Annotated in this window: 10 protein-coding genes; 2 read left to right on the forward strand and 8 right to left on the reverse strand. The window is 54.9% G+C overall.

Translation table 11 applies throughout. From position 1 onward, the window contains the following. Positions 1-98 precede the first annotated feature (98 nt). The 5 genes from recG to gmk all read right to left on the reverse strand — a co-directional run bounded on the left by recG (position 99) and on the right by gmk (position 6,377). Positions 99-2,210 carry an ATP-dependent DNA helicase RecG gene (gene recG / locus IMCC3135_RS32695; protein ID WP_257790400.1) on the reverse strand — a complete coding sequence of 704 codons (2,112 nt, stop codon included), beginning with the start codon at positions 2,208-2,210 and terminating at the stop codon, positions 99-101. 54 nt (positions 2,211-2,264) lie between these two features. Continuing rightward, on the reverse strand, positions 2,265-2,648 hold the full coding sequence (locus IMCC3135_RS32700; RefSeq protein ID WP_088921416.1) for a RidA family protein: 384 nt from the start codon (positions 2,646-2,648) through the stop codon (positions 2,265-2,267). Between the two features lie 62 nt (positions 2,649-2,710). After that, positions 2,711-5,218: a RelA/SpoT family protein gene (locus IMCC3135_RS32705; RefSeq protein WP_236994704.1), complete on the reverse strand. Its 2,508-nt coding sequence runs from the start codon at positions 5,216-5,218 to the stop codon at positions 2,711-2,713. Positions 5,219-5,323: 105 nt separating this feature from the next. Beyond that, positions 5,324-5,584 carry a DNA-directed RNA polymerase subunit omega gene (rpoZ, locus tag IMCC3135_RS32710; protein ID WP_088921417.1) on the reverse strand — a complete coding sequence of 87 codons (261 nt, stop codon included), beginning with the start codon at positions 5,582-5,584 and terminating at the stop codon, positions 5,324-5,326. Between the two features lie 169 nt (positions 5,585-5,753). Beyond that, positions 5,754-6,377 (reverse strand): guanylate kinase, encoded by a 624-nt coding sequence (gmk, locus tag IMCC3135_RS32715; RefSeq protein WP_236994705.1) that lies wholly within the window; start codon positions 6,375-6,377, stop codon positions 5,754-5,756. 87 nt (positions 6,378-6,464) lie between these two features. On the opposite strand from gmk, the gene IMCC3135_RS32720 reads away from it, so the two are divergent. Next, positions 6,465-7,496 carry a glycosyltransferase family 2 protein gene (locus IMCC3135_RS32720; RefSeq protein WP_157736498.1) on the forward strand — a complete coding sequence of 344 codons (1,032 nt, stop codon included), beginning with the start codon at positions 6,465-6,467 and terminating at the stop codon, positions 7,494-7,496. Between the two features lie 18 nt (positions 7,497-7,514). Here IMCC3135_RS32720 and IMCC3135_RS32725 read toward each other — a convergent pair whose 3' ends face one another. Next, a complete protein-coding gene (locus IMCC3135_RS32725; protein WP_088921420.1) occupies positions 7,515-8,561 on the reverse strand; it encodes a phospholipase A in 1,047 nt (348 codons plus the stop codon). A 157-nt stretch (positions 8,562-8,718) separates the two neighbouring features. Between IMCC3135_RS32725 and IMCC3135_RS32730 the strand changes: the two genes are divergently transcribed. Then, complete coding sequence (locus tag IMCC3135_RS32730) at positions 8,719-9,468, forward strand: phosphatase PAP2 family protein (protein ID WP_088921421.1); 750 nt, start codon at positions 8,719-8,721, stop codon at positions 9,466-9,468. 18 nt (positions 9,469-9,486) lie between these two features. Here IMCC3135_RS32730 and IMCC3135_RS32735 read toward each other — a convergent pair whose 3' ends face one another. Beyond that, complete coding sequence (locus IMCC3135_RS32735) at positions 9,487-10,674, reverse strand: MFS transporter (RefSeq protein ID WP_205737823.1); 1,188 nt, start codon at positions 10,672-10,674, stop codon at positions 9,487-9,489. Between the two features lie 234 nt (positions 10,675-10,908). Beyond that, complete coding sequence (gene lpdA / locus IMCC3135_RS32740; protein WP_088921422.1) at positions 10,909-12,345, reverse strand: dihydrolipoyl dehydrogenase; 1,437 nt, start codon at positions 12,343-12,345, stop codon at positions 10,909-10,911. Positions 12,346-12,384: the final 39 nt, after the last annotated feature.

Below are 12,384 nucleotides of genomic sequence, written 5' to 3' on the forward strand. Positions count from 1 at the left end.
CAGCTAACAGCGACAGCAGATGACTTGCACGGCGGATTCATACAGAGCAGACAGTTGCTCCGGCTCACCTAGTGTTGCCGGAGCTTCTTGAATAGCAGTCACACCCCGCCGTAATCCTTCTTCTCCTCACCAATCCAGCGACGTACCAGTCCCTGCACCGCCTCGGGATGGGCATCGAGCAACAGATCTGCAATCTCGCTGACGTCATCCAGCAAATCATCATCACGCCCTAACTCGGCAATGCGAAACTCTGCAAGTCCGGTCTGCCGGGTACCCAGCACCTCGCCTGCTCCTCGTAATGACAAGTCCTTCTCGGCGATGATGAAACCGTCGTTGGTCTCACGCATGATGCCCAGTCGCTCACGACCGTTGTTTGACAGGGGTGTCTGGTACAGCAGTATGCAACTACTTTGCGCGCTGCCTCGACCAACCCGGCCGCGCAGCTGATGCAGCTGTGACAAACCCAGTCGTTCGGCGTTTTCGATAATCATCAAGGAGGCATTGGGCACGTCCACACCCACTTCAATAACAGTGGTTGCAACCAGCAAATCGATTTCGCGCGATTTGAATGATTGCATGATGGCCTCTTTTTCTCGAGGCTTGAGCCTGCCATGGACCAGCCCGATACGGTGCCTGGGCAAAAGCTCCTGCAAGGTAACCAGCGTATCCTCGGCGGCTTCAGCCTGCAGTGATTCTGATTCTTCGATGAGCGTACAGACCCAGTACACCTGACTGCCCGCATCAATAGCGGCCCCGACCCGTTCGATAATTTCACCCCGGCGCCCATTCTCCAAAGCAACCGTGGTCACAGGTTTACGTCCCGGCGGCAGTTCATCGATAACCGATACATCCAGATCAGCGTAGGCGGTCATCGCCAGCGTTCTGGGTATGGGCGTGGCTGTCATGATGAGCTGGTGTGGCAAGACATTTTCATCAGCACCCTTGTTTCGTAGTGCCATTCGCTGATGCACACCGAAACGATGCTGCTCATCAATGATGGCCAGCCCCAGATTCTGAAACTGAACATCCTTCTGAAACAAAGCATGGGTGCCAATCACAATTCGCTTCTGCCCTGTGGCCACCGCTTCAATCGTGGCACGTCGCTGAGCAACTCTCAATTTGCCGGTCAACCAGCCAACTTCGATACCCAGTGATTCAAACCACTCGGAGAAATTGAGCATATGCTGCTCGGCCAGAATTTCTGTCGGCGCCATCATGGCAACCTGATAGCCGCACTCCACCACCTGCGCAGCGGCCAGTGCTGCCACTATCGTCTTGCCCGACCCCACATCACCCTGAACCAGGCGCAACATGGGATCACCACTGCCCATGTCATTCAGCACATCAAGCAAAACGCGATCCTGTGCCCCCGTTAAATTGAAAGCCAGAGAATCACGCAGGGATTTGGCCAGAACACCGGGTGGCCGAATTTTGGGGGCATGCTGAGTCTCGGCAGTGACTCGCAGCAAGCGCAAGCCCAGACGATGAGCGACCAGTTCCTCAAAGGCCAGACGTCTATGCGCCGGATGCAAGCCTTCCATGAGTGCATTGACGTCACTACCCGGTGGCGGTCGATGCACCACGTGCAAGGCTGTGCGTAAATCAGGTAATGCCAGATTACCCGCAACTGAGGCGGGTAGAAAATCGCGCAACAAACGCTGATCCAGTTGTTTCAGGGCCTGGTCTGTCAGTTTGCGTAAAGTCGCCTGCTGTACACCTTCGGTGGCGTGATAGAACGGTGTCAGGGTGTTGTCCAGCGCGGCCTCATCCAGCGCATCAGGTGCCAGCACCCGATATTCGGGATGCACCATTTCCAGCATCCCGGGCCCACGTCGCACCTCACCAAAACACTGCACCCGCGCACCGCGTTCGAACTGCTTGACCTGCTTCTGATTGAAATGGAAAAAACGCAGCATGATCGAACCGGTACCGTCGTTCAGTCTGACCATCAGCGAACGACGCTGGCGAATGACAATGTCACTAACCATTACTTCTGCACTGATAACAGCTTCACTACCTGGCGACAACTCCCCTATTTTCGATAAGCGGGTACGATCCTGATACCGAAAGGGCAGGTGGAACAGCACATCCTGCAGCGTGTGGATGCCAAGCGAGGCAAGCTTGAGCGCCATTGCCTCGCCCACCCCCTTGAGGGTAACCACCGAGATGGCATCCAGAGGTTCGGCTGCAGTGTCAGTTCCAATCACCACGGGTATGCAATATCAGGACTGAGGTTCGCGGGAAAATTCGCCAGAAACAGGCATCTATCCCAGGTACATCACACCTTCAACTTCAACTGACACACCACGAGGCAAAGCAGAAACTTCAACGGCTGCACGTGCCGGGTATGGCTCGCTGAAACGCTCGGCCATGACCTCGTTGACCAATGGGAAATCGGAAAGATCAGTCAGGTAGACATTCAGTTTGACGACCTGTTCGAATGAGCCACCTGCCGCTGTGCAGACCGCTTCAAGATTGTCGAACACCTGAACGATCTGAGTGCGAACATCAGTACTGACCAGTTCCATGGTTTCAGGCACCAAAGGGATCGCACCTGAAAGATAAACGGTGTCTCCAGCTCGCACAGCCTGGGAGTAGGCGCCAATTGCGCTGGGAGCTTTATCAGTACTGACAATTTGACGAGTCATGGGGTGATCTGCTTATTTCTGTGATTGATGCCTGCGAGTATATAGCCTACAGGCTTCCATACCTAGACACGTTTGACGCTTCTCACCACGGTCAGATTACGCAAGCGGCGTACGATACGCGCCAGCTGGATCCGACCCTCGACTGACAGTGCAAAACGGATGCTGATGTCATCATCGCTGCGGCTGTTGAACTCCAGGTGCTCGATATTCACGTTCATCAGAGACATGGTGGCTGTTACCCGAGCCAGCGCACCAGGTTGATTGATCAGATGCCCCAGAATCACAACCTCAAAGTTGCCTTTGACATCCGGTGCCCAGTCTACAGACACCGACTCCTTGGGACGACGTCGAAACCGACGTACATTACGACAGCCGGCACGATGCACCGCAACGCCCTTACCCGGCGTAAAGAAGCCTTGCACGCTATCACCGGGAATCGGATGACAGCACTGCGACATATACAGCGTCGGGCTGGCGGCGGAATCAACCAGCAACGGTGGTGCTGTCTCTACGGCGGGCAACTGCGGTACGACTTCACCTTCACCGCAGACAAGCTGCGCCAGCCGACCGGCAATCTGACTGGGCAAATGCAAGCCAAGTCCGACATCAGCAAACAGATCATCCACGGTTGCCAGGCGACGCTCTGCCAACATGTCGTTCATGATCTTTTCCGGCACTTGCTCCAGTGTCATTTCGTGCCGATCCAGAGCCCGTCTCAACAATCGCTTGCCGAACTCGATGGACTCTGTACGATCCAGTGCTCGCAGATGCTGCCGGATGGCCGTACGCGCCTTGGCCGTCATGACCGAATTCAGCCACATGGGGCTGGGGGCCACCACCTGACCGGTAATGATTTCAACGGTCTGACCACTTTCCAGTGGCGTGCTCAGAGAGGCCACCCGGCGATCAATCTTGGCTGAAACACATTTATTACCAACTTCCGAATGCACCGCATAGGCGAAGTCGACCGGCGTGGCATCACGCGGCAACTGAATGATTCTGCCCTTGGGCGTGAACACGTATATCTCACCCGGGTACAAATCCACCTTGACGTTTTCGATGAACTCGACGGTATTGTTGGTGTGATCCTGAATATCGACCAGCCTGGACAACCAGGCGGGAGTCTGACTACGAGCGGGAATAACACTGTTAGCGTCTTTGTAGGCCCAATGTGCAGCAATGCCCGATTCGGCCAGCTCGTCCATTTCATGGGTGCGTATCTGCACCTCAACCGGCGTACCTTCGGAGCCGTAGTTCAAGACGGTATGCAGTGACTGGTAACCGTTCTGCTTCGGCACCGCAATATAGTCCTTGAAGCGCGTAAAGATGGGTGCGTACATCTGATGCACCAGCCCCAGAACCTGATAACACTCCTCCACACTACCCACGACAACTCGCAGCGCCATCATGTCGAAGACGCGCTGAAATGGCAGCTGCTTCTTCAACATCTTGTTGTAGAGGCTATAGAGGTGTTTTTCCCGGCCTGAGACAACTGCCTCGATACCCTTTTCCCCCAGCGTCGAGGTAATGCGCCCGGCCACACGACCAATCAACTGATCCCGATTGCGGTGGGCCTGCTCAACGGTGACTTCAAGAATCCGGCTACGCATCGGATAACAGGCACGAAACCCCATATCCTCCAGCTCGGTCTTGACGGCATACATGCCCAGACGTGTGGCGATAGGCGCATAGACTTCCAGTGTTTCCTTGCCAATGCGGCGCCGCTTGTCCGGGCGCAAAGAGCCAATCGTGCGCATATTATGTATGCGATCGGCAAGCTTGATGATGATGACCCGGATATCGGTGACCATGGCCAGCAGCATCTTGCGAAAGCTCTCTGCCTGAGCTTCCTTCTTGGAACGAAATTTCAGATGGTTCAGCTTGCTGACCCCATCAACTATATGCGTGACTTCCTCACCGAATGCCTCGGCCATCGCCTCACGAGTCACCGGCGTGTCTTCCAGTACATCGTGCATCAGGGCCGCCATGACGCTGTAGTGATCTAGCTGCATGTCAAAGACAATGCCGGCGACCGCGATAGGGTGCGTGATATACGGCTCGCCAGAACTGCGCACCTGGCCGGTATGAGCATCGCGAGCCAGAGTATAGGCGCGTGCTACATCGGCTATCTGTTCGCTGCTGAAGCGATCATGCATTTTCTCGACCAGCGCACTGTAAGCATGTGCCTCCAACTTGCCGGAGCTGACCGGTGGTTGCGACATGCCGCCTGGCGATTCGGGCACCTCATGGACACCAAAGGTGTCATCTGGATGCCGCTCGGTAGGCCGCTTGGCCGGCGTTGAACGAACATTTGCTGCGGGTTGTGACTGTTTCACATTCACGCTCGGGACATCGACAGGCGTGGCGCCACTGGACGTCGACCTCAGGTTTACAGGTGGAATGGGTTGTTTCGCCGGGATATTCGCCGGACGTTGTTCGTGCTCAGCACTGATGCTGGAGGCTGACCCGTTCATCGGGTGATTGAAATGACCATCTGGCTGATCGTTCGATGCACTGCTTGTGTCAGCAGAGAGGGAGGGATCAAAGCCTGGGGGGTCACCAATAGTCATCAGTTACAACAATGACAATCTGTTGTAACTGGAAATACCCGCCGCTCTTGTCTAAGCAGCGGGGGTAGACAACCTGTCGATATCCAGAGTGAATCTGGAATCCGGTTAGAAATCTTCGCGCAGGTCTTTATCATAAATGACCGGTTCTACAGGCGTCGGAGCAGGCGAAGATTCATTGAGGATCTCTTCACCAACCAGACCTTCCGCGATTTCCCGTAGTGCAATAACAGTGGGCTTGTCGTTGTCATCAGGCACCATGGGTTCTGCTCCCATGGAGATATTACGGGCGCGCTTGGAGGCGATCAGAACAAGATCAAAACGGTTCCTGACTCGTGCCAAGCTGTCTTCTACGGTAACTCTGGCCATGAATGGCTATTCCTGCAGTTCGCTGAACATTCTAGTCTAGAGCTTTATGTACGCAAACGCCAGACCATGGATCAATGGAATGTGCAACTCTTGGGGTTTCAGGTAATAAAATGCCCTGTTTTTCCCAAAACCACAAGTCTTGTGCCTGTAATGCAACTGTAAAATACTGTCACTCGTGCGTCAAACTGGTAATCAGACCTGCATGTAGATGGGCTTGTCGTGATTTGAGCACACGATGACTGGTGACAACCGACTTGAGTTCCATCAGTGCTTCGTCGAAATCATCGTTGATGATCAGGTAGTCGGCGTGGTGGTATTGCTGCATCTCCAGCACCGCCTCAGCGGTTCGTCGTTCAATCACATCATCAGAATCCTGACCTCTACCACGTAACCGTTCTATCAGCGTTGCGCGCGAAGGTGGCAGGATGAAAATGGAGATCACTTCGGAAAATTTCTGCCGCACCTGGGCCGCCCCCTGCCAGTCGATCTCCAGAATGACATCCTGTCCTGCCGTCAGGGCATCGTTTACGGCCCCCATGCTAGTGCCGTAATAGTTACCGAACACCTCGGCATACTCGAGGAAATGATCCGAGTCGATCATCTCTTCGAAGGTTTCGCGACTGACAAAGTGATAATCCTCACCATCCACTTCCGCAGGGCGCTGTGCCCGAGTCGTGTGGGATACCGCGACAGTCAGATCTTTCAACTCGCCAATGGCACGCCTGACCAGGCTGGTCTTGCCGGCACCAGAAGGCGCGGAGACGATGAACATTTCTGTCTGATTCGTTTTCATGAGGGTCTTGTCCGAGAGCTATCACGCTTACTATAGCGGTAGAACAACCGATGAGGACACTCCGATGGTAATGACTGAATCCACCCTGTGGAACTCCTGAGCCCGCTCATCTCAGTTCTGCTGCCAGTTCGGCAATGGCATGAGTCAACTCTGAGCGCCATTCAGAGCATTCTGGAGCAAACTCATACCGCTTTCGAATTACTGCTGATCGGCCACGATGACGTGGCTCAACTGGCCGACAAACTACCAGCCGATCCTCGTATTCGACTGCTGGCGCGCCAGCAACCCGGCATCGTCGGGGCTCTGAATACCGGTTTGAAACTGGCACAAGGCCAGTACTTTGCCCGCATGGATGATGATGATATTTCCCATCCGACACGCCTGGCCACGCAACTGGCCTATCTGCAGGGCGAGTCCGGCACTCAACTGTGCGGAGCCGGGATACGCTTCATTGATTCAAATGCCCGAAGCGAGACCATCGCCTCTGGCAATCAACGTTATGCCCAGTGGCTGAACTCTTTGCAGCATGATCAGGAAATTCGCGCATCCTGCTATATAGAGTGTCCGCTGCCACACCCCACCTTCATGGCACACCGGGATGTCTGGCAGCAGCTTGGTGGTTATCGTGATTTCGATGGACCCGAAGACTACGATCTGATTCTGCGCGCCATGCTGCTGGGCATCAGACTCGGCAAGCCCCCCGGCATTTTGCTTGATTGGCGAGAGCACCCTGATCGACTCACCCACAATGATCAACGCTACCGACGGGAAGCCTTCACTCATTGCCGCGCCTGGGCGGCCACTCAACCGCAAAGCGGACTCGGCCTGGCTGAAGGACGATCGGTTTGGCTGTGTGGCTCAGGCCGCAATGCCCGTCACTGGTACGATGCCTTGACGCAATACGGCACGACAGTCAATGGATTTGTCGACATCAGTCGGCACGGCCCGCACCGTTCAAAACGTGGCAAACCGGTGATCAGCTATGAGCAACTGCCTGAACAACGAGGTGAAGCACTGGTGATCTGCGCCCTATCCCAACCAGGCGCTCGTACCGCCTTTGTCCAGTACTGTCATGATCAGCAATGGCAAGACTTGCACGACTACATACTTGGCGCCTGATCATCCAGGCACCGACTCTCAGAACAGATTGGTCAACGCCACACCCAGACCTAGCCGCTGTTGGTAGTGGTTGTAGTCGATCAGAGAGTCACCGTAACCATTGAAATACTGAACAAAGCCGCGGAATTTGGCAAACAGGGGAAAGGTCCAGCCGATTTTAACGGCGCCTTTGCCGGTGTCGGTATTGCCACGCACGTTGATAGCATATTCATTCTTGCTGTCGCGCCAGGACAAACCTATCTCGCCATGACCCATGAAATCGAGAATATCCGGATTATCATCGCCCTCGGCATCTTCCGGGTTCTCTTTGGCATCTTCAGGTATTCGGTACCAGGGACGAATACTGGCAACAAAGCGGCCGCGCTCGTAAATCAGAGTTGTGTACACACGGTTCCAACTGCGCGACAGGCCTTGTACCTGACCATTGGATTGATGCTCCAGCCCCAGCACCAACGCTGTATTGCCACCAAAGGGGCCCCATAGCAGGGGCACCATATAAAAGATTTCTGGTGCGTAATTGGTTTCGCGAAAAGGGCTCGACAGATCACTGGAGTACAACTGCCACCAGGCTTCCAGTGTGATAGCCAGTGACAAGGCATCATCCTTGAGCAGCATATCTTTCTCATTCAGCTGGCTCTTCAGACTGATCTGAAACTTCACCTCTACCGGCAGCAGACCTTCACGCAGCGGTACATCGTTCTGACTGTATACCTGCTCGTTGATGTTGCTGGAATAACTCATCGGCAGAATGAAATTATGCTTGTGAGCTGTCAATACGTAAGGGTTGAAGGCTGAAGCGCGCTCTTCCTTGACCCGCTCGGTTACCGCACCGATTCCTTGCCCGGTTTTCGGCACCGGCTCTGCGGTGTCACTGTCTTCTGCCTGTCTTTCGGCAATGCTCATGCTGTCGCGAATGGACTTGCGCTCACTGAGGCTTAACGCCTTGGATTCACCGGCATCTGGCAGGTCCCGGCGCTGGTCCTGCACATCTGGAATGCTCGCGCAGCCACCCAGCAACAAAGTGAGCAGGGCAATAACGAGGAGATGGCGATGGACTGGGGGCATGTGGTGGTTCACTGAAAACTTCTGGTAAAAACAAGGACGCAGCAGGTTACCGTGAATTGCCTGTTATATGCACACCTGACAAAAACGAATGGTTGCCTCGTTTACAATGCAGCGCACCTCACACCTTTCAAATGCGAGCTGACTCTTCATCATATTCATGCCTTTTCCCTCTGCATATAATCAGCCAGCCACCGCCCTCATTCGGCATATCATCGGTATCGCGCTGGCGCTCAGTCTGTTCCTGATACTGCTGTTGCTTGTCACGCAGGTTCCGGCCATATCAGAATGGGACAGCAGGCTCAGCCAGTGGTCACAGCAATTGCGCGGCCCTGCCATCGACCGGATCATGCTCTCAGTGACTCTGATGGGCGACACCTTGCCGGCAACCTTGCTTGTCGGCGTGGTCGTCATCAGCCTGCTCTGGGTTCGACGCTGGTGGCTCGGCGTACACCTTGCCTGCGTCGGACTCAGCACGGCACTGAGCGTGTCGATCATCAAGACATTGATCGGGCGAGTTCGCCCTGTTATCGTTGATGGTGGCCTGCATTCATTCAGCTTCCCCAGTGGTCACGCGACCACAGCGGCATTGGTTACCGGCCTGTTGGCTTTATTGCTGGCCTACCGTCAGACTGCTACCACCCGGTATGTCATCTATGCGGTAGCGACACTGATGGCCTGTCTGATTGCCTATTCCAGAGTTCATCTACTCGCCCACTGGCCCACTGATGTGATTGCAGGTCTGGCGCTCGGCTACGCGCTGGTCATGGCATTTGGCTGGCAGCTGCATGTCGGCCCCGAACTGAACTATCGTTATCAGTGGCCGTTGCTCGGAACAAGTGCGCTACTCATGCTGATCTACGTTGCACTGAATTTCAGCGCCCAGGCGCAGCGTTATGGCCTTGGTTGAAGTCTTCGTCCTGCGACACTAGCTCAGCGCCTGAGCAGAATGACGTCGAGTCAGCGTCCACATCGAGACAATGCCAACAAACGGCCCGATCGATAGCAGACAGAACAGAGCGGGCCATCCCAACCAGGCAGCCACCAGCGGCGTAAGCTGCACGGTCACAATCGTCAATGCAAAGCCCAGGGCCGTCTGCAAAGACATCAGACTGCCAGTCAGCTCGGGCAGGGAATAGTCAGCAATCAATGCCGAGAACTGGGCCGAGTCCGGAATGATGCTCAACCCCCAGATCAGAAATACCGCAGCGACCAGCAAAGGAGGGCCACCGAACACGGCTGCGGCCAATAAGGCCGATGCGCCACTGGCGGCCATGGCGAGTATCGTCAACTCTGCCTTGCCCAGTCGATCGGCGACGCGACCTGCGAACGGACATAAAAGTGCACCGACGCCGATAGCGAGAAAGGCGGTCAGTTTTGACCATTCCATCGCCTGTTCAGGATCCATCTGCATGGCATAGGATGCCGCAGCCGCAGGAGCCACCCACGCCCAGAAGGCATATAGCTCCCACACATGACCAAGGTAGCCCAGAAAAGCCCGACGCATGCGGATATCGGTCCAGGCGATGCTGAACACACCGGGGTTTATACGCCCCTGAACCGCATGATAGGGACCCAGCTTCGTCTGCATGACCAGGACGGCGGCCAGCAATGACATACCTGAGGCCACCAGCGTGGTCTGTTGCCAGTCAGAACCGCCCAGCCAGGACAGTAGATGCGGTGTTGCGGAACCCAGCGTCAAACCGCCGACCAGCAGCCCGACCAACCAGCCTCGATCCTGCTTGCCCCAACCCACCATGATCTTCATGCCAACCGGATAAACACCGGCCAGACAGAAGCCAATGAAAACCCTGAGGGCAACACTGAGGTAACTTCCCGGTGGGATCAGTACAACCAGGGCATTGGCCACGGCGGCCATCACCGCAGCACAGGCAAAGACTCGGCGCGGATCATAACGATCGGCAATACCGAGCATGGCAACAAACAGCGCGCCAAAAACAAATCCTGCCGACACGCCAGATACCAGCATGGCCGATCTGAAGGCACTGACTACTACATCGCCCTGCTGATCTGCCAGTGTGGCCGATGAAATGAACCACAGAGTCATCGCGGCAATCTCTGCCAGCACCAGCAAAGTAATCGAACGTGCTTTCATGTAAGCGTTACGCCTTTAAACAACTCCACCAAGGAGCCAAAAAGCGCCTCCTCACCACCCAATCCCCGCAAATACAAACACTTACCGGGGTCAGACCCTCTGCGTCATGCAGCCCCTTAAACGGCCCTTTCTACGTATGAAAAGACCTGTTTAAGAGGCTATATGCCTTCTTTTGATGGCGTAATTTCTATAAGTTCAATCACTTACAGGGGTCCGACCCGGGGGTTCCGGGGGTTACTTGCGCTTGCGGTTGGCGATGTGGATTGCACGGCCATCGGCGCTGAGGGCTGCTTCGTGCATGGCCTCGGACAACGTTGGATGTGCATGGATGGTATGAGCAATATCTTCCACCGTGGCTTCGAATTCCATCGCCAGTACTGATTGGGCCAGCAGCTCTGATGCGCTAGGTCCGATCAGGTGGGCACCCAGAATGCGGTCATTGCTTACATCACGAATGATCTTGACCAATCCGGTGGTATCGCCTTTGGCTTTCGCCCGGCCACTGGCTGCAAATGGAAAGCTGCCGACCTGGTAGTCAATACCTTCGCTTTTCACCTGCTCTTCTGTCTTGCCAACCCAAGCCACTTCCGGGTGGGTGTAGATAACGTTTGGCATGACGTCGTAGTTCACTGATGACTGCTCGCCAGCGATACGCTCTGCAACCATGACACCTTCTTCCGAGCCTTTGTGCGCCAGCATTGGCCCACGTACCACGTCACCGATGGCGTAGACGTGCGGCACATTGGTTTCGCAATACTCATTGACATGGAACAGGCCACGCTCGTCTTGCTGCACGTCGGCCTCTGAGGCACAAACGTTGTCAGTGAAGGCACGTCGTCCAACTGCCACGATCAACTTGTCGAAAGTCTTTTCGTGCTCGCCTTCAGCGTCCTGGTAGCTAACGACAACCTTGCCTTTCTTGACCTTGCTGCCCATAACCCGAGTGCTGAGCAAAATTTCCAGGCCCTGCTTTTCGAAAGCACGTTTGGCTTCGCGAGCTACAGCACTATCAACCATCGGCAGGAATGTATCTTGCGCTTCGAGCAGTACCACTTCGGTACCCATACGACGCCAGACACTACCCAGCTCAAGGCCAATGACGCCAGCACCAATGACACAGACGCTACCCGGAACAGATTCCCAGTCCAGCGCACCGGCTGAATCGACAACGATATCGCCTTCCAGCGGTGTGGCAGACAATGCAATGGGAACAGAACCGGTCGCAATGATCACGTTACCGGCGTCCACAACGGATTCTGATCCGTCCTGGGCTGTTATCTTGACTTTTCTGTCAGCCAGTAACTGACCTTCGCCTTGCAACCAATCAATGCCATTCGATTTGAATAGCATGGCAATACCGCCAGTCAGCTCAGAAACGATCTTGTCCTTGCGGCTGATCATCTTGGGAACGTCAACGGATACCTTGCCGACATTAATGCCGAGGTCCGCAAAATTGTTGCACGCGTTTTCGTAAAGTTCGGTGCTTTCCAGCAATGCTTTCGATGGAATGCAACCAACATTCAGACAGGTTCCACCCAAAGCCGGCTTATCCTGCTTGTTGATCCATTTTTCGACGCACGCCGTCTTCAGCCCCAATTGTGCTGCGCGGATGGCAGCTACATAACCGGCGGGGCCACCACCAATTACAACTACGTCATAGACATCGGCCATGGTGAATCCTGTTGTTGCTTGAAGAAACAGACTGCTTAG

Origin of the sequence: Granulosicoccus antarcticus IMCC3135 (assembly GCF_002215215.1) — a bacterium.
GTDB classification, from domain to species: Bacteria; Pseudomonadota; Gammaproteobacteria; order Granulosicoccales; family Granulosicoccaceae; genus Granulosicoccus; species Granulosicoccus antarcticus.

Bases quoted from the DNA above. Each gene is read 5' to 3' on its own strand.
- IMCC3135_RS32700 (WP_088921416.1), bottom strand. From the start codon at position 2,648: ATGACTCGTCAAATTGTCAGTACTGATAAAGCTCCCAGCGCAATTGGC.
- IMCC3135_RS32705 (WP_236994704.1), bottom strand. From the start codon at position 5,218: ATGACTATTGGTGACCCCCCAGGCTTTGATCCCTCCCTCTCTGCTGAC.
- rpoZ (WP_088921417.1), bottom strand. From the start codon at position 5,584: ATGGCCAGAGTTACCGTAGAAGACAGCTTGGCACGAGTCAGGAACCGT.
- gmk (WP_236994705.1), bottom strand. From the start codon at position 6,377: ATGAAAACGAATCAGACAGAAATGTTCATCGTCTCCGCGCCTTCTGGT.
- IMCC3135_RS32725 (WP_088921420.1), bottom strand. From the start codon at position 8,561: ATGCCCCCAGTCCATCGCCATCTCCTCGTTATTGCCCTGCTCACTTTG.
- IMCC3135_RS32730 (WP_088921421.1), top strand. From the start codon at position 8,719: ATGCCTTTTCCCTCTGCATATAATCAGCCAGCCACCGCCCTCATTCGG.
- IMCC3135_RS32735 (WP_205737823.1), bottom strand. From the start codon at position 10,674: ATGAAAGCACGTTCGATTACTTTGCTGGTGCTGGCAGAGATTGCCGCG.
- lpdA (WP_088921422.1), bottom strand. From the start codon at position 12,345: ATGGCCGATGTCTATGACGTAGTTGTAATTGGTGGTGGCCCCGCCGGT.